Origin of the sequence: Halobacillus massiliensis (assembly GCF_900166625.1) — a bacterium.
In the GTDB taxonomy this organism is placed as follows: Bacteria; Bacillota; Bacilli; order Bacillales; family Halobacillaceae; genus Halobacillus_A; species Halobacillus_A massiliensis.
In genome coordinates, this window is sequence record NZ_LT800499.1 from 3,296,375 (window position 1) to 3,320,584 (window position 24,210).

28 protein-coding genes are annotated in these 24,210 nt (G+C 41.3%); 16 read left to right on the top strand and 12 right to left on the bottom strand.

The genetic code is table 11. The features are described from left to right. The first annotated feature begins 271 nt into the window (after positions 1-271). The 4 genes from B7E06_RS16440 to B7E06_RS16455 all read left to right on the top strand — a co-directional run bounded on the left by B7E06_RS16440 (position 272) and on the right by B7E06_RS16455 (position 3,003). The gene (locus B7E06_RS16440) at positions 272-487 is read left to right on the top strand and encodes a PLD nuclease N-terminal domain-containing protein (RefSeq protein ID WP_245807759.1); all 216 of its coding nucleotides are present in this window, start codon (positions 272-274) and stop codon (positions 485-487) included. Positions 488-494: 7 nt separating this feature from the next. Further along, positions 495-1,415: an ABC transporter ATP-binding protein gene (locus B7E06_RS16445; RefSeq protein WP_082235021.1), complete on the top strand. Its 921-nt coding sequence runs from the start codon at positions 495-497 to the stop codon at positions 1,413-1,415. After that, a complete protein-coding gene (locus B7E06_RS16450; RefSeq protein ID WP_082235022.1) occupies positions 1,393-2,166 on the top strand; it encodes an ABC transporter permease in 774 nt (257 codons plus the stop codon). Before B7E06_RS16445 ends, B7E06_RS16450 begins: the two co-directional genes overlap by 23 nt. A 66-nt stretch (positions 2,167-2,232) precedes the next feature. Further along, positions 2,233-3,003 carry an SDR family NAD(P)-dependent oxidoreductase gene (locus tag B7E06_RS16455; RefSeq protein WP_082235023.1) on the top strand — a complete coding sequence of 257 codons (771 nt, stop codon included), beginning with the start codon at positions 2,233-2,235 and terminating at the stop codon, positions 3,001-3,003. 42 nt (positions 3,004-3,045) lie between these two features. Here B7E06_RS16455 and B7E06_RS16460 read toward each other — a convergent pair whose 3' ends face one another. Then, complete coding sequence (locus tag B7E06_RS16460) at positions 3,046-3,450, bottom strand: GNAT family N-acetyltransferase (RefSeq protein WP_082235024.1); 405 nt, start codon at positions 3,448-3,450, stop codon at positions 3,046-3,048. A 138-nt stretch (positions 3,451-3,588) separates the two neighbouring features. Here B7E06_RS16460 and B7E06_RS16465 point away from each other — a divergent pair, with 138 nt between their 5' ends. Then, positions 3,589-4,071 (top strand): hypothetical protein, encoded by a 483-nt coding sequence (locus tag B7E06_RS16465; protein ID WP_082235025.1) that lies wholly within the window; start codon positions 3,589-3,591, stop codon positions 4,069-4,071. A gap of 353 nt (positions 4,072-4,424) precedes the next feature. Here the strand turns inward: B7E06_RS16465 and B7E06_RS16470 are convergent, their stop codons facing one another. Then, positions 4,425-4,640, bottom strand: a complete 216-nt coding sequence (locus B7E06_RS16470) for a hypothetical protein (RefSeq protein WP_082235026.1) — start codon at positions 4,638-4,640, stop codon at positions 4,425-4,427. 160 nt (positions 4,641-4,800) lie between these two features. On the opposite strand from B7E06_RS16470, the gene B7E06_RS16475 reads away from it, so the two are divergent. The 4 genes from B7E06_RS16475 to B7E06_RS22265 all read left to right on the top strand — a co-directional run bounded on the left by B7E06_RS16475 (position 4,801) and on the right by B7E06_RS22265 (position 6,367). After that, positions 4,801-5,385, top strand: a complete 585-nt coding sequence (locus tag B7E06_RS16475; RefSeq protein ID WP_082235027.1) for a TetR/AcrR family transcriptional regulator — start codon at positions 4,801-4,803, stop codon at positions 5,383-5,385. Positions 5,386-5,389: 4 nt separating this feature from the next. Continuing rightward, positions 5,390-5,740, top strand: coding sequence for a DMT family transporter (locus B7E06_RS16480; protein ID WP_082235028.1), 351 nt, complete (start codon positions 5,390-5,392; stop codon positions 5,738-5,740). Further along, positions 5,740-6,054: a DMT family transporter gene (locus B7E06_RS16485; RefSeq protein ID WP_082235029.1), complete on the top strand. Its 315-nt coding sequence runs from the start codon at positions 5,740-5,742 to the stop codon at positions 6,052-6,054. The genes B7E06_RS16480 and B7E06_RS16485 overlap by 1 nt, the downstream gene beginning before the upstream one ends. A gap of 181 nt (positions 6,055-6,235) precedes the next feature. Beyond that, entirely contained in the window at positions 6,236-6,367 is a 132-nt protein-coding gene (locus B7E06_RS22265) for a hypothetical protein (RefSeq protein WP_281249114.1), read from the top strand. Positions 6,368-6,412: 45 nt separating this feature from the next. Here the strand turns inward: B7E06_RS22265 and B7E06_RS16490 are convergent, their stop codons facing one another. From B7E06_RS16490 to nadE, 3 genes are all read right to left on the bottom strand, one after another. Then, the gene (locus B7E06_RS16490; RefSeq protein WP_082235030.1) at positions 6,413-8,341 is read right to left on the bottom strand and encodes an endonuclease MutS2; all 1,929 of its coding nucleotides are present in this window, start codon (positions 8,339-8,341) and stop codon (positions 6,413-6,415) included. Between the two features lie 377 nt (positions 8,342-8,718). Next, positions 8,719-9,270: a cysteine hydrolase family protein gene (locus B7E06_RS16495; protein ID WP_082235031.1), complete on the bottom strand. Its 552-nt coding sequence runs from the start codon at positions 9,268-9,270 to the stop codon at positions 8,719-8,721. 6 nt (positions 9,271-9,276) lie between these two features. Further along, entirely contained in the window at positions 9,277-10,026 is a 750-nt protein-coding gene (gene nadE, locus B7E06_RS16500) for an NAD(+) synthase (RefSeq protein ID WP_082235032.1), read from the bottom strand. 188 nt (positions 10,027-10,214) lie between these two features. Between nadE and bshB2 the strand changes: the two genes are divergently transcribed. Both bshB2 and B7E06_RS16510 read left to right on the top strand, forming a co-directional pair. Then, positions 10,215-10,895: a bacillithiol biosynthesis deacetylase BshB2 gene (gene bshB2 / locus B7E06_RS16505; RefSeq protein WP_082235033.1), complete on the top strand. Its 681-nt coding sequence runs from the start codon at positions 10,215-10,217 to the stop codon at positions 10,893-10,895. A 102-nt stretch (positions 10,896-10,997) separates the two neighbouring features. Beyond that, positions 10,998-11,756 carry a FixH family protein gene (locus tag B7E06_RS16510; protein WP_082235034.1) on the top strand — a complete coding sequence of 253 codons (759 nt, stop codon included), beginning with the start codon at positions 10,998-11,000 and terminating at the stop codon, positions 11,754-11,756. Positions 11,757-12,437: 681 nt separating this feature from the next. Here B7E06_RS16510 and typA read toward each other — a convergent pair. Beyond that, on the bottom strand, positions 12,438-14,279 hold the full coding sequence (typA, locus tag B7E06_RS16515) for a translational GTPase TypA (protein WP_082235035.1): 1,842 nt from the start codon (positions 14,277-14,279) through the stop codon (positions 12,438-12,440). A gap of 207 nt (positions 14,280-14,486) precedes the next feature. On the opposite strand from typA, the gene B7E06_RS16520 reads away from it, so the two are divergent. Then, the gene (locus B7E06_RS16520; RefSeq protein WP_082235036.1) at positions 14,487-15,416 is read left to right on the top strand and encodes an RluA family pseudouridine synthase; all 930 of its coding nucleotides are present in this window, start codon (positions 14,487-14,489) and stop codon (positions 15,414-15,416) included. A 65-nt stretch (positions 15,417-15,481) separates the two neighbouring features. Here B7E06_RS16520 and B7E06_RS16525 read toward each other — a convergent pair whose 3' ends face one another. Both B7E06_RS16525 and B7E06_RS16530 read right to left on the bottom strand, forming a co-directional pair. Beyond that, the gene (locus B7E06_RS16525) at positions 15,482-15,778 is read right to left on the bottom strand and encodes a 4a-hydroxytetrahydrobiopterin dehydratase (RefSeq protein WP_082235037.1); all 297 of its coding nucleotides are present in this window, start codon (positions 15,776-15,778) and stop codon (positions 15,482-15,484) included. Then, the gene (locus B7E06_RS16530; protein ID WP_082235038.1) at positions 15,779-17,578 is read right to left on the bottom strand and encodes a M3 family oligoendopeptidase; all 1,800 of its coding nucleotides are present in this window, start codon (positions 17,576-17,578) and stop codon (positions 15,779-15,781) included. Between the two features lie 150 nt (positions 17,579-17,728). Here B7E06_RS16530 and B7E06_RS16535 point away from each other — a divergent pair, with 150 nt between their 5' ends. The 4 genes from B7E06_RS16535 to B7E06_RS16550 all read left to right on the top strand — a co-directional run bounded on the left by B7E06_RS16535 (position 17,729) and on the right by B7E06_RS16550 (position 20,722). Further along, on the top strand, positions 17,729-18,085 hold the full coding sequence (locus B7E06_RS16535) for a PilZ domain-containing protein (RefSeq protein ID WP_082235039.1): 357 nt from the start codon (positions 17,729-17,731) through the stop codon (positions 18,083-18,085). Between the two features lie 564 nt (positions 18,086-18,649). Continuing rightward, positions 18,650-19,588 (top strand): LLM class oxidoreductase, encoded by a 939-nt coding sequence (locus B7E06_RS16540; protein WP_082235040.1) that lies wholly within the window; start codon positions 18,650-18,652, stop codon positions 19,586-19,588. 17 nt (positions 19,589-19,605) lie between these two features. Further along, complete coding sequence (locus tag B7E06_RS16545) at positions 19,606-20,304, top strand: DUF5694 domain-containing protein (RefSeq protein ID WP_245807819.1); 699 nt, start codon at positions 19,606-19,608, stop codon at positions 20,302-20,304. 154 nt (positions 20,305-20,458) lie between these two features. After that, positions 20,459-20,722, top strand: a complete 264-nt coding sequence (locus B7E06_RS16550) for a hypothetical protein (RefSeq protein WP_082235042.1) — start codon at positions 20,459-20,461, stop codon at positions 20,720-20,722. Here the strand turns inward: B7E06_RS16550 and B7E06_RS16555 are convergent. The 4 genes from B7E06_RS16555 to mbcS form a co-directional block, all read right to left on the bottom strand. Next, entirely contained in the window at positions 20,719-20,973 is a 255-nt protein-coding gene (locus B7E06_RS16555) for a hypothetical protein (RefSeq protein ID WP_082235043.1), read from the bottom strand. The two genes, B7E06_RS16550 and B7E06_RS16555, sit on opposite strands and share 4 nt — an antisense overlap. Positions 20,974-21,047: 74 nt before the next feature. Then, complete coding sequence (locus B7E06_RS16560; protein WP_082235044.1) at positions 21,048-21,473, bottom strand: hypothetical protein; 426 nt, start codon at positions 21,471-21,473, stop codon at positions 21,048-21,050. 125 nt (positions 21,474-21,598) lie between these two features. Next, positions 21,599-22,039 carry a GNAT family N-acetyltransferase gene (locus B7E06_RS16565; protein ID WP_245807760.1) on the bottom strand — a complete coding sequence of 147 codons (441 nt, stop codon included), beginning with the start codon at positions 22,037-22,039 and terminating at the stop codon, positions 21,599-21,601. Further along, positions 22,036-23,610: an acyl-CoA synthetase MbcS gene (mbcS, locus tag B7E06_RS16570; protein ID WP_082235045.1), complete on the bottom strand. Its 1,575-nt coding sequence runs from the start codon at positions 23,608-23,610 to the stop codon at positions 22,036-22,038. The genes B7E06_RS16565 and mbcS overlap by 4 nt, the downstream gene beginning before the upstream one ends. Between the last annotated feature and the right edge of the window lie 600 nt (positions 23,611-24,210).

Sequence of the window (24,210 nt, forward strand, 5' to 3'; positions counted from 1 at the left end):
GAAAATAGGCTTAGGCCATTTAACGGCTCCTGACGTCCGTCGCTCCCTAAAGCTCACTCAGCTCATCCTTTACTTCCTCAACTCTTCTCATCTCATTCTCTACTCAACACTTTCAAACAGTGTATAAAATTCTGATAATAATGTCAACCATTCAAGAGCTTCTTTAATTTAAAGAGATCAGCAACTTAAGCTTTTTCTAATAAAATTTCAAAAAAAGAAACCTTTTTAGAAACATCTTCGTAGACATATATATAGGAAAGGAGTGATTGTTATGTTGATGACCCAGTCGATCAGTGTGTTTTTGGAAGAGAATTTTGCTTTGTTAGCTCCTCTTATTATTATTCAGCTCGTACTAATGATCATTGCTATCATAAGTCTTATAAAAACAGAGTATACAAATGGACCGAAATGGATGTGGGCCCTTATCATTTTATTTTTTAATATTCTCGGACCGATCGCCTACTTCATTTTTGGAAGAAGGGATTAATCGTAAAATGTTAAAGGTTGAAGGCCTCACTAAAAAATTTAATAAACAGACTGCGGTAAACAATATCAGTTTCACTCTGGCACCGGAAACCTGCACCGCTTTACTCGGTCCAAATGGTGCAGGAAAGACAACTTCTCTCCGCATGATTGCCGGGCTTATGCACCAGACGAGCGGGAACATTAAGCTCACCCATAATCTTTCAAAAGACATTCGCCGGGAAATCGGCTATCTGCCACAGCATCCACAATTTCATTCGTGGATGACCGGCAGAGAATTTCTTGTCTATGTTGGAAGGCTAGCCTTTTTAACAAAAAAGGAAGCCGAAACGGCAGCTGATCAGCTGCTTGAAAGAGTTGGACTCATTGATGCAGGACGTAAGCGGATCGGCAAGTATTCAGGGGGAATGAAGCAGCGGTTAGGAATCGCCCAGGCGATGATACATAAACCTAAGCTGCTCATGCTGGATGAACCTGTTTCAGCACTTGATCCGATCGGCAGACGGGACGTGCTCAACTTAATGGAGGAGCTTAAAAAAGAAACAACTCTTCTGTTCTCTACTCATATTTTAAATGATGCTGAAGAAGCAAGTGATCATCTGCTGCTTATGAATCATGGCAACATTATAGAATCAGGGTCCTTCGCTGATGTAAGACAGCGTCATGCCATTAAAAAAATCGTGGCAGCTTTTGATACGAATTCTTCTGTCTCTCTTCAGGATTTGCAGATACTTCCCCACGTGGTGAATGTAGAAAAACATAAGCAGGAGTTTCACATATATGTAGAAGACATGCAATTAGGACGTCAGACTTTAATGAAGTATTTTTCTGATCATGATCTGCCTGTTCAATCCTTTGAAGCCGGCAGCATGTCGCTTGAAGAACTATTTATGAAGGTGGTGAATCAGGATGCAATGGCTGACCATATTTAATAAGGAAATGCTGGAGCTTTCTCGCAATTTCAAATGGATCTGGGTGCCGCTTGTATTCATCCTTCTTGGTTTGATGGATCCATTAACAACGTATTACATGCCCCAGATTCTTGATGCTGCAGGCGGGCTTCCTGAGGGTACAGTCATTGAAATTCCTACACCTCCTGCCTCTGAAGTCTTTATGCTGAGTATCGGCCAGTTTAATATGATAGGAATTGCCGTTATCGTCCTTATTTCCATGAACACAATTGCAGGCGAGCGAAAAAGCGGTGTTGCTGAGCTGATCCTCGTAAAACCAGTAAACTACTCAGCTTATATTACGGCTAAATGGGCAGGTTATTCTCTTTTAGCAGCAGCTTCCGTTTTGATCGGCATGCTTTCCAGCTGGTATTACGTAAGCCTTTTATTTAGTGAAATTCCTTTTATTCATTTTCTAATGGCAGCTGCTTTTTACATCCTTTGGTACCTTTTCATCATGGCTCTTGCCCTGTTTATGAACGCTTTAGTAAAAGAGCCGGGGGCTGCAGCTTTTCTAACTTTATTTTTATTAATTCTGTTAGGAATGATCGGCGGTATCTTTGACCATATTGTAAAATGGACACCTTCTCTTGCCCCAGGCCATCTTCTTAATATTCTGCAGACTGGTGAAATTCCAGTTGAAATGTGGGGGATTTTTATTACGACAGCAGTTCTTATCATTATCCTGCTCACAGCTGCGAGCTATCTTTTAAAATATAAGGAAATGGCTTAGTGATTGATATTTATATGAATAGGGTAAGGTTGGGATAGTACTACCGGAAAAAAGGAGAGATACTTAGTGAAACCAACAGCACTCATTACAGGAGCTTCCAGCGGTATTGGCTATGAGCTGGCGAAGCTTTTCGCAAAATCAGGATATGCCTTAATTATCGTGGCCCGCTCAGAAACTAAACTGCAGCAGCTGAAAGACGAATTGAAAGATTACCCGGTTTCAATTATTGTTCAGGACTTATCGAAACAAGGTGCGACTGAAGAGCTTTACAATAAAGTACGGGAAAAAGGACGCACCGTTGAAGTTCTCGTAAATAACGCAGGATTTGGTTTAAACGGCCAGTTTGATGAGATTCTGCTGAGAGATCAGCAGGCAATGCTTCAGGTGAATATTATGGCACTTACTGAGCTTACTCATTATTTTCTGCCCGATATGAAAAACAGTCGTATGAATGGAGTACCGCGCGGTGTCATCAATGTGGCAAGTACGGCTGCTTTTCAACCAGGCCCGCGCATGGCTGTCTATTATGCATCAAAAGCTTATGTCCTATCATTCTCTGAAGCTTTAGTAGAGGAGTTTAAAGGAACGGGAGTGTCCGTCACCGCTCTATGTCCTGGGGCTACGGAAACTAAGTTTTTCGAAACAGCGAATGCTGAAGGAACGAGACTGACTGAACGCATGATGTCGCCTAAGCAGGTAGCCAACGAAGGATTTATCGGATTTGTGAAAGGAAAGCGTATCGTAATTCCCGGAAAAATGAACCGATCAATGGCCCTTGCTGCCAAGTTTATGCCCCGCTCCACATCCGCAAAGCTTGCACACTATATGGATCAATAAAAAATCCCCTCAAATGGTGCTGATCATTTGAGGGGATTTTTATTAAATAGGTTTGAACTCTTTAGAAGCTTTTCTAAATCCGAAAAACGATCGAAAGCCCTGGCTTTTATAATATTGTTCTGTATCCGCATTTGCCAGAACCTCTACTCTTGTACTTGGAAAACAGCGGTGCGCTTCTTCCATTAAAGCCCTTGAGATCCCTTTTCCTCTTTCTTCCTGCCTCACAAGAATTTCACTAATATATAATGTAACGATTCCATCAGTAATTCCTCTCAAGTATCCAACAATGTCTTCATCTATACAAGCTACCAGTGCAGGTTCTGAGTTGTTTAAGGCGTGAAAAGTATCCTCTTTATTAGTCAGCCTGTCCCAACCTTCTTTCTCATTAAGCTTCAGGATTGCATCAATGTCCCTCTCTTTAAAAGAACGAATAACCATATTTTCCATCTATACCCATCCCCTCTCTCAGTTCTTGTTGTACCACTATAAAAACGAATAACTTCCATTTTCGTTTCAAAACAATCACTTAATTCTTCAAAATGTGCTAAAATGTGATGCGAGCATTTTTAGGCAGGAGTGAAAACTTTGAAAAGATTATTTCCCCTTATCTTTTTAGCCGCTGTTTTTCTTATAAGCGGCTGCTCATCAGATGAAAGCTTAACCTTAGAAAAATTAAAAGAGGATTATCCTAATGATTTCAAAAAACCAGTCGAAGACACACTCTCTGAATCAGAACAGAATTCGCTCGGCCTTCCATCAGAACTTGCTTTTACACCTAACACCGTAAAAGCCACTTCACAGGAAAATGAGACTCAAGTCGTCTACTCATCAGCGAGCGAGAAAGAAGTAAAGGTCATTACAACATTCAACCCTGAAAATAACATTAAAACCGCCAGTGAACAGATTACTCTTGACTCCGGAGCTGTTGCAGGAGTCGAGCGTGGAGATACCTCTGTTATTTTTGAATGGTATGAGAGCGAAAAAAACGTCATTCATCAACTCCAGTATATAAGCGGTGATGAAGAAACCAGATTAGAAGAAGCATTAGAAATGGTTAATTCTATTTAGGGAAGATCCAGGAGAACATTACTCCTGGATCTTCTTATTTGAAGATTTGGAATATAAGGCCGCGATCTTTCAGTGGTTCTTCTTGTTGTATCGTGGTATTTCTTCGCTCTTACGTCGTTTACGTATTCCCATCCGCTTTTTCCCGCTTGTGCCTTTCTTACAATCCTCCTCTTCATTTTATCAAATACCTTTATTCTTATATACTATTAATAGCAATATTTTCTTATATAATATCCATAAAATGTTCATTACAAGAGCAATACACGTACCCCTTCAGGTTTTAGAGAGGATATGTATTATCCTTGAAAAACATCTACACACAAAAAAAAGCACCTGAGCGATTCAGGTGCTTTTCAAACGCCTTCCAGATCGCGGTCTTCCTCAAATCTTGCGATCACTTCTACTTGTCTTAAATTTCCCATCTGGTCAAAATCGATGGATAAAAGGTCTCCAGGCTGAGCGAAAGCAATCAGCCTTTCTTTTAAGACCATAATTTCGTTATTGGCTAAGCTTTGCTGTATGAGAATGGCATAGTCGTTTTCGTAGCGTTCCAGTACATAGGTGTTCATATCTATCGACTCCTTATAATACGCAATTTTCCGACTATTATCGCTATAATACAACTGTTCCCTTCTTCACAAAGAATAAACATTTTTGCTTTACAACCGTATAAAATGGTGATAAATTATAGACTAACAACCGTTAGTTAGTTATACAAGGAGGGCTTCGATGACTGAACAAAAAATTATTGATGCGGGACTGGAATGCTTTTCACAGGCCGGTTACCAGAACACGAGCTTAGCCGATATCGCTGAGAAGGTTGGGATTAAAAAGCCTTCCCTTTATAATTACTTTTCAAGTAAGGAAGCTATTTTTCTCAGGGTACTCGATGAAGTAGCAAACAAGGAATTGGAACATTTAAAGGGATTTGCAGAATATACGAAAGATCGATCGGTCAAAGAACAGCTTCATGAAGTTTTTCTATTATATGTTGACCATATGGCCTATTCAACAGAAGGGGCTTTTTTCAAACGGTTTACATTCTTTCCGCCTGAGGAATTCTCTCGCGAAATCCAACAGGTATTCCTGCAGACAGAAGAGGAAGTCGTTAAGATTCTTCGGCCTATTTTTCAAAAAGGGATTGATGCTGGAGAAATTCGTCCACTTGAGATCTCAGAATTAACTTCAACTTTTTATACCATTATTGATGGTTTATTTTTAGAAGAGAATTTCTATGATCGCCAAACACTTCAGCACCGGCAGAAGGCCAGCTTTAAAATATTCTGGCTAGGAATACAGGCAAAGGAGGAATAACATAATGGCATGGATATATATTTTAATTGGAGCCATCTTTGAGGTGGGCTGGGCTGTTGGATTGAAGTTATCCGACGGATTCTCAAGGCCCATCATCTCAACAGTGACTGTTCTATTTATTTTCATAAGTTTCTACTTCTTTACGAAAGCTCTACGACTCATCGATATTGGAACAGGCTATGCGATATTTACTGGCTTAGGAGCTGCGGGCACAGCCGTCATTGGAATGACATTTCTTGGCGATGGAACAGGCGCTGGAAAGGTCTTTTTTATTGTTCTATTAGTATTTGGAGTCATTGGATTAAAAATGGCTGACTCTCCTAAAGAAACGGCTCACGTACAGGAGGAATTATAATAGCTTGGATCTTTTTATTAATAGCTGGTATAGGTGAAATGTCAGGAATGTTTTTCTTAAAACTTTCCGACGGTCTTCGCAAAGCGAAGCCTGCGGCAGCGGCTCTTCTTTCCGGAATTATGAGCTTTTATTTCCTTTCACTTTCTCTAAAGGAACTGCCTATTGGTACGGCTTATGGAATTTGGACAGGCATCGGGTCGGCAGGAACCGTTTTATTGGGGATGTTTATATTTAAAGAGCAAGCAAGCTTTAAGCGGATTTTCTTTATTGGATGCATTATCACCGGGGTTGTCGGCCTAAAACTTGTGTCCTAATTTTTGCGATAATCTCATAAATTCATGTTGCAATGTATCTAGTGTATAGTAAAATAAATAGTGGAAAATCCCTTAATTTTCGACAATTTTCGTCAAAAAGAACTTTCAACAATTTGTAGGGTTATAAAATAGACCTATCGTCTATATAGTATAAGATTATTTTTCATGGAGGATTGTTTTAATGAGAAGATTTTTGCTTGGTGTATTACTATTAATTGTTCTATCCTTTAGCTTTATCGGCTATACGGAAATGGATCATAATCCGGCCCCTCCTGAAACTTCTGAACAACAAAATTCCTTTTCTGAATTCTAGTAAAAAAGCCGCTTTCCCTTTACAGGAGAAGCGGCTTCCTTTATTTTATTCTTCATTCTCAACCCATAGACCTTCCACATGCTTGCGCTCGATCTGATGCTTTTTCTTCCGATATTCTTTCGATTTAAATACGATATCAAAATCATAGTCTTCAGGATAGAGCTCTTCTGCGGAAATATGGAGACATATTCTCTTATGATTGATAGGAAATTTCTCTCCTTTATGCTGGATAATATAGTCCCCTTTTTCATCAGGTCCTTTATAGACAATTGCTGTTTCTCCTGTTGCTAAAATCTTAACGTTATCCCCCTGATTGTAGGCGGGAACGACATCTTGAGTTTTTGTTTTCTCTTTCCCTTTCTTTCTATAACGATTTGCTGCTATTTGTTTCTTATATCTCTCTTTCGCCAGTTCTTCCTTACTTATTGAAAAATTCTTTTGCTCCTTATAGGTAATTTCATAAGCTTTTTCTAAAATATTTGGATGCAGTCCGAGCTTTCGGGCGATATCAAAGGCCTGACTTTTACCTTCCGTACCTTGAATTAGTCTATATGTGGGCTGAAGACTTTCTAAATCAAACTCCATAGCTGCATTCATAAATCCACTTTTAGCTTTCGCATAGTCCTTCATTTCGCTGTAGTGGCTCGTTGCCAATATTTTTGCCCCTTTATCAGCGAGCTGATCTAAAATAGCAATCGCAAGCCCCATGCCTTCTCCAGGATCTGTTCCTGATCCGATTTCATCTAACAGGACTAACGAGTGATCATTTGTCTCCTGGAGAACTTCAATAATATTTACGAGCCGGGAACTGAACGTACTCAAATTCTGTTCAATGCTCTGTCCATCGCCGATGTCCGCCAGCACATGCTGAAAGATCGGCATCAAACTACCGGCATCTGCGGGAATAGACAGCCCAGTCTGTGCCATAAGAGCGAACAGTCCCACAGTTTTTAATGTCACTGTTTTTCCACCTGTATTCGGTCCTGTTATGAGGAGTCCCTGTGTTTCTTCATTTAAGAATACGGTTAAAGGGACAGCCTTATCTCCCAGCAGAGGATGGCGGGCATTTCTTAAATCAATACACTGCTCCTCTTCCATAATCGGAGATTGTCCTTTGATCAATCTGCTGTATTTCGCTTTTGCAAAAATGACATCATAGACAAGCATGGTCTCTACAGCAATCGATAATTCCTGTTCATAAGACAGCACCTGATTGGTAAGAGAATAAAGAATCTGTTCGACTTCCTGTTCTTCCTGAATCATCAAAAGATTCATCTCTTCCTGCTGTACTGTAATCTCAGCAGGTTCTATAAAAAGCGTTGCTCCAGACGATGACTGGTCGATAACCGTCCCTTTTAGTTTGTTTCTGCTTTCCCGTTTGATCTGCAGTGTTAATTTTCCGTTCTTCTCAATTATTCTTTTCTCCTGCAGGTGAGTGGAATACTTTGGAGATTTAGTCATTTGGGTCATTCTATCTCTCATTTTTTCCCGCTTATTTTGGATTTGCTTTCGGAGCTTTGCCAAAAAAGGAGTCGCATAGTCATCAACTTGACCATGACGAATGGAACGGGCAAGTTCTTCTTCCAGATGAGCCAGGTCCCCCATTGAAAAAGCATAAGAACTGACCATAGGCGCTATCGTTTGCTTGTCATTCATATATCTTTTCAGCTTTGTACAATGCTCTATAAAAATCAGTAATTGTGCGAACTGGGCCGGACGGATGTACATCCCTTTTTTCCCTTGCTCCACCATCTGCTGAATTTCATGTAAAGCATGAATGATCGGCACATGACTGTTCATATTAAGAATGGCTTTAGCTTCCTCAATTTCCTTGTGCCAATGCTCTATTTTCTTTTTGTTTCGGGACGGTTTTAGTTCCCGGATTGTCTGCCTGCCTTGTTCAGTAAATGCGTAGCGGCTCACTTCTTCTAAAATATCTATAAAATTTAAATGTTCAAAGGTTTTGTGATTCAATTTAAGTTTCCTCCTGTTTTTGCCCATAAAAAAAAGCCGCGGCAAACACGGCCGCAGCTTATGGGAATATAAAGAGACTTCTCCCTCATTCGCCAGTTTAAAGATAAAAGCTATGACATCAGTGTCATAGCTTACTATCTAATACGCTATGGTTATGCTTGTTCTTAACTGTTCCTAAAAAAGCCATCTTTAAATAAACATGCACAAAAGGCACATTTTGAGAAACTTCTTTAGAAATCCGTATCCAATTAACGGTCTTAGTTAAGAACAAACACACTCATAAAAATATTCTCCTTCAAATTTTGAAATGGCGAAGGAGGAAAGATTCCTCCCTTATAGAATAGCCATTCCTCTTCTTAAAGTCAATGGGCAGCTGTCTAAAATGCATCATCAACGGAAGCCTCGCTCGTCGGCTTAACATTTGCAAACAGCGATCTCTTAATAATCTTTAAAGCATTATCATTATCGTCCATCTGTTCCGATGCGACACAATCTTCCGGAACCCAAAGATCATATTCTCTCATATAAGCATCATTTGCGGTAAAAAGAATGCAGATATCTCCTGCCACACCTGTTAATATCAAATTCTTAACTTCTAACTCCTCAAGCAGAATACTGAGCTGTGTGCCAAAGAAGCCGGAATGTTTCGGTTTAATTATAAAATAATCATCCTCAACCGGAAGCACTTCCTCAATAATTTCCTTACCCGGTCCTTGTTTGCACTCTTCCATCAGCTCATCCACATTATCCTGCCACAAGCCAAAGTTGTCGTTTACATAAACGACAGGCATTTCTTTGTCCTTCGCTTCTTTTCTTAAATGATTGATGGGCCCTGTAATTTCTCTTGTATGTTTTAAGAGGTCCTCACCCCCATCAAAATCCATCTTATTGATCATATCGATGATTAGCAATGCGGTATTATGGGCCATAATTATTCACTCCTCGCTGAATTTAGGCGGGCCCTGTGGAATTTGGCGTTTGTGTTCACTTTTATTGTGCAGATTTTGTAAGGTTTCTTCGTCTTCTGAACTAATATTTTCTCCTCTTAGAAAGGCATCAATCGCATTGTATGTGATTCCCATTTCTTCTTCATCGGACTGCCCTTCCCAAAGTTCTGCACTCGGTTTCTTATTAATGACATCTTCAGTGACACCAAGGTATTCCGCCATTTCCCGTACTTCTTCTTTCCTCATGTTAATAAGGGGCACCAGATCTACTCCCCCATCACCGTATTTAGTGAAATATCCCGTATAGTCTTCCGCTGCATTATCCGTTCCGACTACTAAGTAATTGTAATTCTGTGCCACAGCATAGAGGGTGCTCATTCTCATCCGCGCCTGCAGATTGGCGCTTCTCAGCTGAGCCGTTTCCTCATTCCAATCTCCTTTTTCTTGAAGCTGCTTTTGAATCTCGGCATATGTGGCCTGAAATCCATCGGTCAATTCAATTCCGACATATTCAAGTCCGGCCCCCTCTACAACGGCCAGGGCATCATCCTGCTCCTCTACGGTTTTATTAATCGGAAGCAGCACTCCTATGGAATTATCGGGAAACGCCTTTTTAATTAAGTAAGCGACAACTGCGGAATCTATCCCTCCGCTTATTCCTACCAGTGCTCCATCCGCTCCTGCGTTCTCTATTTTATCCTGAAGCCAGGAGACTAAGTAATCTACTCGTTTCTCCATTATCTTACCCCTCTCTTATTATGCTAAATGTACAGGCTGCTACCTTTGGCCCTGCCCTTTACTATATGTTCCTGAAAAATTCTCCCAATAAACCTCTAACCCTTGGAAACATAATCAAATGACTTTTCATAGAAAGAAATATACGGGATAATGAAAGATAAGATCGATCGGTCAAGGAGGAATTACAAATGATTGAACAAGAAGATCGCGTGCTCGTTATTTTTCCGCATCCGGATGATGAAGCCTTCGGGGTGTCTGGAACGATCACTTCATATATAAAAGCAGGAACACCAGTGACATATGCCTGCCTAACCCTCGGTGAAATGGGCAGAAATCTTGGCATGCCACCTTTTGCCACTCGTGAAAGCCTGCCTGAAATCAGGCGCAAAGAACTTCTGAAAGCGGCTGAAGCGATGGGGCTTGAAGATTTACGAATGATGGGCCTTCGTGACAAAACTCTCGAATTCGAAGACGATAATAAAATGAAACAACTTGTTGCTGACTTAATCAGTGAATTAAATCCATCCTTAATTATTAGCTTTTATCCAGGCTATGCGGTTCATCCTGATCATGAAGCAACAGCCAGAGCCGTTGTGGCAGCATTAAAAGAAATTGACCCGCCTCAACGTCCGAAATTCCACGCTGTCGCTTTCGCCAATAATACAGAAGAGGATCTTGGAGAACCCGATGTGATACACGATATACGTCATGTCCAAGAAGAAAAGCTTAACACGATGAGGGCGCATATATCGCAGACCGCTCGCATGCTGGAAATGCTGGATGAAGGCATAAAAAATAATGACCCTGAAGCAATGCAGTGGGTTACTTTCGAAAGATTCTACACGTTTAATTATAACGAGCTGGCCTAAATGGCCGGCTTTTTTTAAGTTCATAAAATCGACCATAGGATAAAACTCCCTTTTCATGGTAATCTATTGATATAGTTGAACTATTTAAAGGAGCTTTTGTATATGCGAAAAGTTATTTTTTTACTGATCATATCCATAGTATTATCCGCTTGCGGCACGACTGAAAATGAAGAAAAGAATGAGACGATTGCGGAAGACGAACTTTTTAATCCGGAAGTCGAGGTTAAGTTTGAAGAAGAGCCGTTACCCGTTGGAGAAGAAGCAGCAGTACAAGCTGTTGTCACCTCCAATGACACAGTCATCGAGGATGCCGATTACGTGAAGTTTGAAATATGGAATGATGCTGATGGACAGGATTCCTCGGAAACTATTGAGGCTGAACATACGGGAAATGGGGTTTATGAAATCTCCTATTCCTTTGAGAAACCCGGTAACTATCAAGTAATTGCACACACTCAGGCTCGAAATATTCATACAATGCCTCAAGTTGAAGTACAAGCAGGCAGTGATGATGAAGCTGCTGCTCATTCCCATGATAATGAAGATCAGAACCATGACCATGGTGAAGGGGAATACAGTGCTGCTTTGGAATCTGAGGAATATACAAGCGGAGAATCTTCTGAGTTATCAGCTCTAATTGAAAGAAAAAATGAAGCTTTTAATGATGCGGAAGTAACTTTCGAAATCATTTCAGACCAATTAGATAAAAATGAATTTATCGAAGCGCAGGAACAGGAAAGTGGAAAGTATTCCGCACAGTACGAGTTTCCGTCTGCTGGAGACTATACAGTGAATATCCATTACGAGAAGCCTGATGAAGAGATTCATGGACATAAGGAAATACCTGTAATTATAAAATAACCCTGATCGGATGCTCTCCATGATGCTTCTTTAATTCTCACTTAAACAAGAAAGAGAGTTCCGTTTACCGTGATATAAAAAAACGTGCCGAGGGAAATAGCTCGCTTTCCCCCGGCACTTTATGTTTATTAAAGTAAAGAAACATTGGAATAGCGAGGACAAATCTGATAGAAAGTTGAAGGAATTTCCCTTGTTCCGTTTACCGTGATAAAGAGGGGCGGGCCTGGGGAAACGACTCGCTTTCCATGGGCGAACGGTGAGCTTCCTCGGGCTTTGCCCTCCGGGATCTCCCCCTGTTCTATCCTCCCATAGGAGTCTCGCCGTTTCCCCTGTCCCTTTATGTTTTTTAGAGTAACGGAACATTGAGTAAGAGAAGACTATTTCCTTTAGAGCGGTTACTGAAACTACAGCGTTCCGTTTATACCATCAACAGTAAAGAGGCTGGGAAATGGCGAGACTCCTGCAGGGAGATAGAGCTAAGGTGAGATCCGCGAGTGCAACGAGCTAGCTCACCAGCTCCCCGCGGAAAGCGAGTCATTTCCCAGCCGCTTTTCTCTTACTACAGATAACGGAACCGCCTTTTCCTTATTAAAAGTTAAGATAAACGAAGGGAAATAACAGCACTCAATATTTCTATCTCTTCAAATAAAAAAACGAGCCGATCATCGGCTCGTTTTTTTATTAAAGCTCAGCGTTTTGTAACTTTTTCTTCTTCGCTGCTTTCTCACGTTCATTTTTATTTAGATATTTTTTACGAAGACGAACACTTTCTGGTGTTACTTCGCAGTACTCATCATCATCAAGATATTCGATCGCTTCTTCAAGCGTCATCTTGCGGGTTTTCTTAATGGTACTTGTATTATCTTTAGTGGCAGAGCGCACGTTAGTTAAGTGCTTCTCTTTCGTAATATTAACAGTTAAGTCGTTATCACGGTTGTGCTCGCCAACAATCATTCCTTCATACACTTCTGTACCAGGCTCCACGAAAATTGTTCCCCTGTCCTCCAGGTTCATAATTCCGTAAGTGGATGCTTTTCCTTTATCAAGGGAAACAAGTACTCCCTGGCGGCGGCCGCCCACCTGTCCTTGAGCAAGGGGAGCGTATCCGTCAAATGTGTGGTTTAAAATTCCATAACCACGTGTCTGTGTCATAAATTCAGTAGAGTAGCCAATTAGACCACGAGATGGCACGAGGAATTCAAGACGCACTTGACCGTTTCCGTCGTTAACCATATCCTGCATCTCGCCTTTACGGATACCGATTGATTCCATAACAGCTCCCTGATATTCTTCAGGTGTGTCGATTTGAACGCGCTCTACCGGCTCACAAGTTACACCATCGATTTCTTTAAGAATAACTTTCGGCTTGGAAAGCTGAAGCTCAAATCCTTCACGGCGCATATTCTCTACAAGAATAGATAGGTGAAGTTCGCCACGTCCTGAAACAGTAAAGGCATCCGGTGAATCTGTTGGATCCACTCGAAGACTTACGTCTGTCTCAAGCTGTGTTAAAAGACGCTCTTCAATTTGACGTGACGTAACATATTTACCTTCACGGCCGGCAAACGGACTATTATTAACAAGGAACGTCATTTGAAGAGTAGGCTCATCAATACGCGGGATTTCCATCGCTTCCTGATTGTCTGGAGGACATACAGTTTCACCAACGTTAATATCTTCCATTCCAGCCAGGGCAATGATATCGCCGGATTGAGCTTCTTGAATCTCAATCCGCTTAAGACCGATAAAACCAAACAGCTTAGAAACACGGAAGTTTTTCACAGAGCCGTCTTTCTTCATAAGAGAAACCTGCTGTCCTACTTTAATACTTCCACGGAATACACGACCTACCCCAATACGTCCAAGGTAGTCATTGTAATCCAGCAGTGTCACCTGAAATTGTAAAGGCTCTTCCTTCGTATCTTCAGGGGCAGGAATATTGTTCATGATCAGCTTAAAGATCGGATCCATCGTTTTTTCCTGATCCTCTGGCTCGTCGCCAGAAGTACCATTTAAGGCAGAAGCGTAAACAACCGGGAAATCAAGCTGCTCGTCATCCGCACCAAGTTCGATAAATAAGTCAAGAACCTCATCCACTACTTCCTCAGGACGGGCATTCGGGCGGTCAATCTTGTTTAAAACTACAACAGGCGTCAGTTTCTGTTCTAATGCTTTTTTCAGAACAAAACGAGTCTGCGGCATACATCCTTCATATGCATCAACAACTAAGAGTACTCCGTCTACCATTTTAAGGATACGTTCTACCTCGCCGCCAAAGTCGGCGTGTCCCGGTGTATCCAAAATGTTAATCCGCGCATCGTTATAATTGATCGCAGTATTTTTCGCTAAAATTGTAATACCGCGTTCTTTTTCCAAATCATTAGAATCCATAGCCCGCTCATCCACATGCTCGTTATCACGGAATGTTCCAGAATAGTGAAGCATCTGGTCAACTAACGTTGTTTTTCCGTGGTCTACGTGTGCGATGATGGCGATATTCCGAATATCATTTCTGTGTTGCATGAAGCACACACCTCTTTCAGATTGCAATTATTCAACTTACCTAGTATAACATATTTCATACATTGTCAATAGCTAGAATGGACATAACTAGCATATTTTACACATTTCTTAATAAATCATCGCTATACACCGCTTTCGCTTGCGGATAAATCCTTGTACAATAGAATCACTTGTATTGACGCACGTAAGGAAAGGAAGAGAGCACAAATGAAGACGAGAAGGCTGGGAGAATGGCTGGAGATAACCATTCCAATGAAATGGGAAGGTTTTACGATCGAGCGGATTATGAAAAAAGAATGGAATGTGCCGCGCAAACTTCTTCATAAGTTTCGCACGGAAAAGATGGTTACGCTTAATGGGGTTTCAAAGCATTGGAAACAGACGACAGTACAAAGCGGAGAAACACTTAGGGTAAGGGTTTTTGAGCCGCAGCCGCTTCAGGTTACTCCTTCCTATATTGATATCGATGTCGTGTACGAAGACGATCACCTGCTTGTAGTGAATAAACCAGTGGGCATGTTTACCCACCCCAGCCAGCCGGAACAGTCGGACACATTAGTAAATGCGGTCGCTTTCTATTTTCAAATGAACGGGTTTGAAGCTTCGCCTAAATACGTTCACAGACTGGACCGTGATACGTCAGGCGCCGTCCTATTCGCGAAACACGATTTAGCCATTGCCATGCTTGGCGAGCAATTAAAGAAACGGGATATCCAGCGAACCTACATTGCCTGGGTGGAAGGGAAAATTAAGCCTTCACATGGGACAATTAATGAGCCAATTGGCAAAGACAGACACCATGCAGTGAGACGCAGGGTGTCACAAGGCGGCCAGGAAGCCGAAACTTCTTATAGCCTGCTTCATTATGAAAGTGCTGAAAATGCCAGTCTGATTAAGCTTCAATTAAAAAGCGGACGAACCCACCAGATCCGAGTACACATGAGCTATATCGGATATCCTCTTTTGGGAGATGAATTATATGGCGGTAAAAAGAATTTGAGTGGACATCAAGCCCTGCATGGAGCAAAGCTTGCTTTCATCCATCCATTTACAGAGGAAAAAGTCGAATGTCTGGCCATGCCTGGAGGTACTTCTATTTTTAAACCAGAACATGTCCGCTTGCTTGAGCAGCGGTAATAAGTTTTTCTAAAAATTAAGGAGCTGCTATGATGGCAGCTCCTTAGTCTTTAGAATTATATTTTCTATTTATATCGCTCATACACTTCATCATAATGACCCGCACATTTCAAATCGAGATAGGTCAACCCTTTTGCATTCCATGAAGTCAGTTTCAACGTCACCATTTTATAATCGATGCTGATAAACGGATGATGCTGGATGTCCTCAGAGTAAGCAGCAATTTTATTTACAAACTCAATTCCTGTTAAAAACTCCTTAAACCGATATCTTTTCACAATAAATTTTTCCTCTTCAAGCTTCCATCCATTCAGCTCATTTACACGACTCTGTATCTCTTGCTCAGGAATTCTTTCTTCCAATTATAGACCCTCCTCACTTCTTAGTTTTTCACTTAGTTCCATAAACTCTTCTACGTCTTTTATACAAAGCTTCAGTGCTTCTTCCCAGAATTCTGTCTGCGTCAGATCGGCTCCTAAATGTTTATCTGCAAGCTCTTCCACTGTCATCCTCCCTGTATCCTGAAGCAGTGAAATGTAGCTGTCTTCAAAGGCTGTTCCCTCTTTTACAGCAATGGCATATAAACCTAGACTGAAAAGGTAGCCAAACGTATACGGAAAATTGTAAAAAGGTACTCCGGTAATATGAAAATGCAGCTTGGACGCCCAGAAGGTCGGATCATATTCTTCCAATGCGCCCCTGTAAGCTTCATCCTGAGCTTCAATCATTAACTCGTTCAATCGTTCTGTTGAAACCGCTCCCTCTTTTCTTTCTTCATAAAAACGTGTTTCAAATAAGAAGCGTGCGTGGATATTCATGAAAAAAGAGACACTTCGCTGTACTTTATCCTCAAGCAGCACGAATCGTTCCTTGTCATTTGAAGTACTTTTAACGGCGGCGTCAGAGACAATGGTTTCAGCAAAGGTTGAAGCTGTTTCAGCAACATTCATTGCATATCCCTGATTAAAGATAGCCATATCATTCATCACATGCTGGTGATAGGCGTGTCCTAATTCATGAGCCAGTGTCGCCACATTAGAGAGAGTTCCGGAATATGTCATAAAAATTCTCGTTTCCTTACTATGAGGAAAGCTCGTACAAAATCCACCCGGCCTTTTTCCCGGCCGGTCTTCTGCTTCAATCCAGCTCTTTTCAAAAGCCAGCTTTGTAAAATCAGCCAGCTTTGGACTAAACGACCGGAAATGATCAATGATAAATTGAGCACCTGTCTGATAGTCCATCATCTCTTCTGATTTCGCAATGGGGGCGTGAATATCAAAGAAGCTGAGTTTCTCTACTCCGATCCATTTTGCCTTTTCCTTAAAAAATTCCAGATAGTCAGACTTATATTTATTAATCGCCGTCCACATGGCCTGCAAAGTCTTTTCACTCATTCTATTATAGTCAAGCGGCTCTTTTAACGGGCTTTCCCACCCCCGGTGCTTATATGTCTGAAGGCGAAACCCAGCTAAATGGTTCAATGTTTCTGTAAACAAATCAGTTTGAGAGCCCCAGGCCTCCTGCCACTTCTCAAACATTTCCTTTCTCACTTCTCGATCTCCGTCATTAAGCTTATTGGAGGCTTGTCCCACTGACATTTCCTCCCCATTGTAATGAACGCTCATCCTGCCGACAATGGCGTCATACATTTGTCCCCAGCCATGATAGCCGTCAACAGCCAGGTTATTGATCATAGATTCCTGCTCAAGCGAGAGCTTTTCTTTCGCCTTCTCCCGGCGTTCGTCAAGCACGAACGCTACTTCACTGATATTCGGCTCATTTAATAGTGTTTTCCAAATGTTCTCTTCCGTTTTTAAAAGCTTCTGATCAATTTCAGTTTGAATATTTTTGTAACGTGCCGTCATTTCACTTCTTCTCGTCACCCATTTTTGCGCTTGCTTGTCTCCCACATTTTGTGCAGAAAGACAGCTTGCGAATGCTCCAAATTCGCCGAGTCTTTTTACAACATCCTGTGAGTGATTGATCACTTCTTTAAGATCCTTTGTCTGTTCTGGACTCTTTGGATACGAGAATCTGCTGACTCTCTCCTGAAGATTTTCAATCCGCTCATTCAAATCTTTCACATACTCTTCCAATTCTTTGGAATGGCTGCCTCCGCTGAAAATGCTGTCAAGGTCCCAGGTAAGCTTGTATTCTTTCATATGAAATGTCAGCTCCTATCATCAGCTTGTATAATCGCTATTTTTATTGTATCAAAGATTTCCAGCATTCTGCTAATACAGTTAAACCCTTCCCCTTTTTAACGCTTTGCACTACTATAATAGTATAGAGACTGAAAGGAAGTGAAAGTAATGAGATATAACAGACAGGAAAGCTTACGGTATACCTTCGGCCATCCTCCCGAAGCTTCCTTTACGATTCTCGATGCAGAAGATTTTGACCTTGTCTCCACTATGGGAAAAGGGTCTATTCTAAACATGAGTCCTAATGGAATGCTTCTTGCCACAGACCTTAAGCTTCCTGTAAACCAGAAAATTCAGCTGCTTATCGAAACGACTCTTTTCAATCAGCACTCTCTTATATGTAAAGCAGAGATTGTCTGGGCAAAACCATGGGGATCCAAATCTCATTACGGTCTGCAGCTGCTTGATGATAAACGCGACCAAATTATAAAAATTCTTAAAGATATTAATAAAACAGAGAAATAGTCCGATTAAAAAAGCTGGATGAGAAAGCATCTCTCGTCGGCTTTTTTCTTTTAGAAACAGGGTATCCCATCGTTTTTTAAATTATTGTTAAGCATGGCTTCCCTATTTTTTGAAAATTCACCTAAATCCTAGTTGTTTTATATCCATTTTATGTTACAATGGTTTTGTAACATAATTGAAACATTAAAGTTACATAAACGAAATACTTGTAACAAAATGTCGATAATGCTCGCTTAATGTATCCCCTGTTTAACTTGATCACCGATGGGGAAATGCTTACTAAGATATTTTTCTTAGGAGCTGTATCAGATCATTCCATAGAAAGGAGTTTTATTTATGAAAGAGAAAGCTGTTTATGATTCCACTGATTTTATCTATGGTTTAGGTGGTTCCGCACTATTAACCGGATTCTTATATGTACTTATATACGTTATTTAAAACTCTGCTATTATACTTAAGCAGGCCCGCATTTTCTCCTATGAGAAATGCGGGCTTTTTTATGGTTATTATTTCTTTCGTTTGATACCAGACTCGCCTATACTTGAAAACAAGAGGTGATAATGAATGACAGTACATAAAGGATACTCCTCTGCCTTTCAGCCGGATAGAATCAGTTTCGGCCTGACAGTCCCACTGGAAAATTACGGAAGACAAACTCCAGTAATGACACATCAGGTCTTGCATGCACGGCTTGCGGAAGCCATGAACTTTAAATTCCTCTGGCTGCAGGATGTTCTTCTAGAAGATCCTTCTTTTGAAGATCCGGCAACAGGCCAAATCTATGACAGTTTTATATACGCTGCTTACCTTGCATCACACACTTCTGCCATTTCTATCGGCACCGCAGCCACTGTCCTCCCGTTAAGACACCCGCTGCGAATCGCCAAAGAGGCTGCAAGTCTTGATCGTCTTTTTCCAGGTCGTTTTCTGCTTGGTGTCTCCTCAGGGGATCGCCGGAAAGATTTTGAAGGATTAGGAATTCCGATTATGGAACGCGGTGAACGATTCAGAGAAGTTTACGAGGATTTAAATCATGCTCTTTATGAAGAATTCCCTCATTATGAATCAAGGTTTGGCAAAATGGAGAAAGCCAACCTCGTTCCTAAACCTGTTCACAAAATTCCGATGCTGATGACCGGCTACTGCCAGCAGACGATCGACTGGGTCGCCAAAAACGGCGACGGCTGGATGTTTTACCCTCAGCGTCCTGAAAAGCAGAAAGAAATCATTGACCTTTATCGAGAAAAAGTAAGAGAATATCACGGAGAAGTATTTATGCCATTCATTATGCCTTTGCCAATTGACCTGTTAGAAGACCGGCACGCCCCTGTTGAAAAAATTCCGGCAGGATATCGTACCGGCCGATTAGGTTTAATTAAACTTATAGAAAAATACAGGCTGATCGGTGTCAACCATATCATGTTTGGTCTTTCTCAAAGTACACGGTCAGTAGAAGAAGTTATCACAGAAATTGGCAAAGAAGTTATACCCCATTTTCAGTAATAGGAGGAAATAGAGTGATGAAACCAGAAGTTCTTATCCTGGGTACCTCCCATTTTGCTATAGAACCTGATATTGTGAATCACCAGCAAGAGTCCATCCATTCCCTTGTTGAATCCTTAAAAGAATTCCAGCCGACTAAAATAGCGGTGGAAAAACCTTTTCTTATTGAAGGAGAGCTGCAGCGTAAATATGAGGAGTACTGCTCGGGTGGTTTAATTCCCGCATATGACGAGGTAGAACAAATCGCCTTTCCTTTAGCTCAACATTTTGAACACAATGTTCTTTATCCGGTAGACGAAGTAGTGGACATGTCGACACCTGCCCTCAATCAGGTGTTTGAATGGGCAAAAGAGCACCAGCCTGCTCTTTTCCAGGAAATTATGGAGGTACAGCACCATTTGAAGGAACGGGAAAATACTGATAATTTCCTTACAACACTTCGATCAATTAATGAACCTGCTTATATTAAAGAATTGCAGCGTATTTACATGAAGCTGACGCGTGTCGGCGACCGGCAGCATCAAGTAGGTGTTAAATGGCTAAAGCAATGGCATGAACGCGACCTGGCGATAGCTGCTAACATTGCCCGCGCGGCTGAGCCAGATGACCGTATTCTTGTATTAATCGGTGGAGATCATGTTCACCTGTTAACTCAATTTCTTAAAGAGAGCCAGGATTTTGAAATCATTCCAAGCCTGAACTATATTCCCAAATAAAAAAGAACTTTCCGTGGGAAAGTCCTTTTTTATCTTCTCTTCCTTATTTTTCGGGTAAATTTAAACCTTAATCGATATCCAGCCGTCGCAGTATTGACCTGAAAAAAATAGAAGCCTGCGTTTCTGTGCAATCCTCTTTAAAAGGAGTATGACCATGTTAAAAAAACTTTCATCAAAGTTCAATCCATTGTATGTCCCTTTATTTACGGCTGTTCCTGCTGGTCTATGGCTGCTCTTTTCCAATCCTCCATGGACAAGTACATACCTTAGCCTTTATTTTCTCCTCATCGGTTTCTTAACATTTTCCGGGGCTGTAGAGATTAGTGATGAGGAATTAAAGCATCAACTGCTTGGTGGTTTATATATGACTTTCGCTCTTATCCTCGCTATTACCGGATTGATCCGCTGGCTGCTTTAAATAAAGAATAAAAACGGCAGGATCATCGGAATCATAATGATCATGGTAAAAATCAGCCATGCACTTGGGTTTTCGCTTGTGAGCTGCTTACGATAGGACATCCCCCAGGCCATTAACAGCAGGAGTGTCATAACGATACTTCTTAAATGAAAATCCCCGTCTTTATTATTCGTAAAAATATAGACACCGCCTTCAACGAAGAGAAGAAGACCGACAGCACTATTAAATATATGTGTAAAAAACTTGCTCATATCTGCATCACTCCATCTAGAATGTACCCCTACAGTATAGCAGAATCTCTATAGGACAGAAATTATAACCTTTTTTACCACAATTCATTAACTGCACGTTTAAGTGAATCTGTGATCTGAAAGGCAGGTCCCTCGTTTTTTAAGACCCTCCAGTGGTCCGTATAAAATAAAACTTCTAATAGAGTCCGATTCTCTGTTGTAAGCGTTAAGCCGCCAGTCACATCACTAACATCACTTGCTTCCTCTTCAGGTGGACTGGATTTTAACTCATCAATCACCTCTCTAATTTCGTCTTCACTTTGAATGGTTTTTATTTCACGCTTATCTTCTGTCGTATATAGCTTAATCGTTATTGGCCTTTCGTATGCACTCCAGTTATGAGGTGTTACACTATCTTTTTCAAAAGAAAGCGGATTATAAAAGTAATTAAATTTTATGTAGAAGAGACCTGCGCCCATCATAACGATACATATAAGACCGATTCCAACTGTTTTTTTCATACTTTCACCCCTGATTGCTATCACTTACCTTCTATTTATACGATCCTCCCCCTCTCTTCGTTTCAGAAAAAAATCCTTAAAATGTAAAAGCTCCAAAAACCTAGTAAGGTCTTTGGAGCTTCTGTTTATAGTTGCTTATAGAAACCAGTGGCTTTTCCTTCAAATCCTAAATGGTGATAAACAGAATGAGCCTGCTGACGATCTCCCCGATTCCCGCTGTTAAGCGTAAGTCGAGTGGCTTTCTTTTTTTGTCCCCACTTTTCAGCTTTATTCATAAGCGCTCTGCCAATTCCTTGTCCCCGATAGGCAGAATCTACAACAAAGGCAATAATGCGGATATGAGAATCGTCTGTATGATAAGCAAGACTATACATCATCCCGATCATACCTGCCAAATGTCCATCCTCTTCATATACATACGTTTGATAAATCGGGTCATTTAGCAGACCCGGCAAGCGTTGTTCCATCTCCTGTGCAGACACCGGATAGCCTAAAAAAGTCATCAGCTGGGCTAATCCTTCTGTATCACTTGCTTCTGCTGCTCTTACGTAACCCGTTCGTTTCACAGCTGGCGTTGTTCCTGTTTTCTTAACTCCACTCGCCGGATTTTTCCAGAAGTTGTTTTCGGAAGGCCTTCAATAAATTCAATTTTTCTTGGGTACTTGTAAGGTGCCGTTAATTCCTTTACATGGTTTTGAAGGATTTCAATTAATTTTTCATCTCCTGTTACACCTTGCTGCAGTACAACAAAAGCCTTCACAACATTCCCCCTTACTTCATCTGGGCTTGCTACAACTGCACATTCCTGGACTGCTGAATGCTTCACAAGGGCATCTTCTACTTCAAAAGGTCCGATCGTATAACCTGAGCTGATAATAATGTCATCACTTCGGCCCTCAAACCAGAAATAACCGTCTTCATCCTTAGATGCCTGATCTCCTGTAATATAATAATCGCCCCGCTGAGCCATCTTTGTACGCTCAGGGTCTTTGTAATATTCTCTAAATAAAGCCGGTGTATCTAAATGTACCGCAATATCTCCTACATTGCCTGGTTCTACAGGTTGCCCTTCATCATCAATAATTTCAACCGTATTTCCAGGTGTCGGACGCCCCATCGATCCCGGACGAACCTCCATATCCTTCATAATGCCGACAAGCAAGGTGTTCTCCGTCTGTCCATAACCATCCCTTACCGTCACATTAAATTGTTTCTGGAAAGTCTCAATCACTTCTCTATTTAATGGTTCACCTGCTGATACTGCGCTGTGCAGAGATTCCAGTCTGTAATCTGTAAGGTTATCAACTTTTGCCATCAGCCGATATTCTGTAGGTGTACAGCATAAGACATTCACCTTGTATTCATCCAAAAGATTTAAATACGTTTTGGGATTGAATTTCCCGTTATAAACTAATCCAGTGGCTCCAGTGCCTAGAACGGACAAAAACGGACTCCATACCCATTTTTGCCAGCCCGGCCCCGCGGTTGCCCATACAGTATCTCCTTCTTTAATGGCCAGCCACTCGTAAGCAGCTGTTTTTAAATGAGCAAATCCCCAGCCGTGAGTATGTACGACTCCTTTCGGATTGCCTGTCGTACCCGAGGTATACGATAAAAACGCCATATCACTCTTTAATGTATCAGCTGTCGCTAATTCGTTTGATTGGTCTTTTTTCAGGTCATCCAGGCTCAGCCATCCCTCTTCCTGGCCTCCAACAGAGAAAGCGGTTACATTTCTCATCTCAGGGACATTATTGAATTGAGTGGTAAAAGGTGCATATGAAACTACAGCATTTGCTTCTCCATGAGAGAGTCTGTAAGAGATGTCTTTAGGTCTCAGCATTTCTGAACTTGGGATCACTATAAGGCCAGTTTTTAAAGCTGCGATATAGACTTCGTATGCAGGAATCAGCCTTGGAATCATCACCAAAACTTTATCGCCTTTTTTTAATCCGGCATTTAAAAAAGCATTACCAATTCTATTGGCGTTATTTATTAAATCTTTATATGTAATTTCATCTTTTTCTCCTTGCTCATTTTCCCACAGGATGGCTTGTTTCCCAGGATCGCTGGCATGTTTTTCAAATTCCTGAACCAGATTATAGTTTTCTGGAGCTATAAGTTCTTCGCGATTCATTTTCTTTTCCTCCTTAAGAAATTTCATAGATAGACACAATGGTATTATATCAAAAATTCAAAATTATGAGAAATTGACTATTACAAAATAAGAAATATTCCTGCTCAATTTTTCCACTGAACAGAGAAAGAGGTTCGGAAATCACTCGCTTTCAACCAGGAGCCGGTGAGTTAGCTTGTACTTCTGTACCCTATATAGACTTCTATATTCTCAAAAAAATCCTATTCCGTTTGCCTGAATAAAGAGGACCGGGCCTGGGGAAAGACTAGCTTTCCATGGGCGAACGCTGAGCTTCCTCAGGCTAAAGCCTTCCGGGATCTCACCCTGTTCTATCCTCCCATAGGAGTCTCGCCGTTTCCCCCGTCCCTGTATGGTATTAAGAGTAACGGAATTTTGACGAAAGCGAGCTTAAAGTTCTTTTACACTGGATTTTAGTGTTCCGTTTCAACTATTAAACAGGTTAGCGGCTGGGAAATGGCGAGACTCCTGCAGGGAGATAGAGCCACGGTGAGATCCGCGATTGTAACGAGCTAGCTCACCGGCTCCCCGCGGAAAGCGAGCTATTTGCCAGCCGCTTTTCTCCGTACTCGATAAACGGAA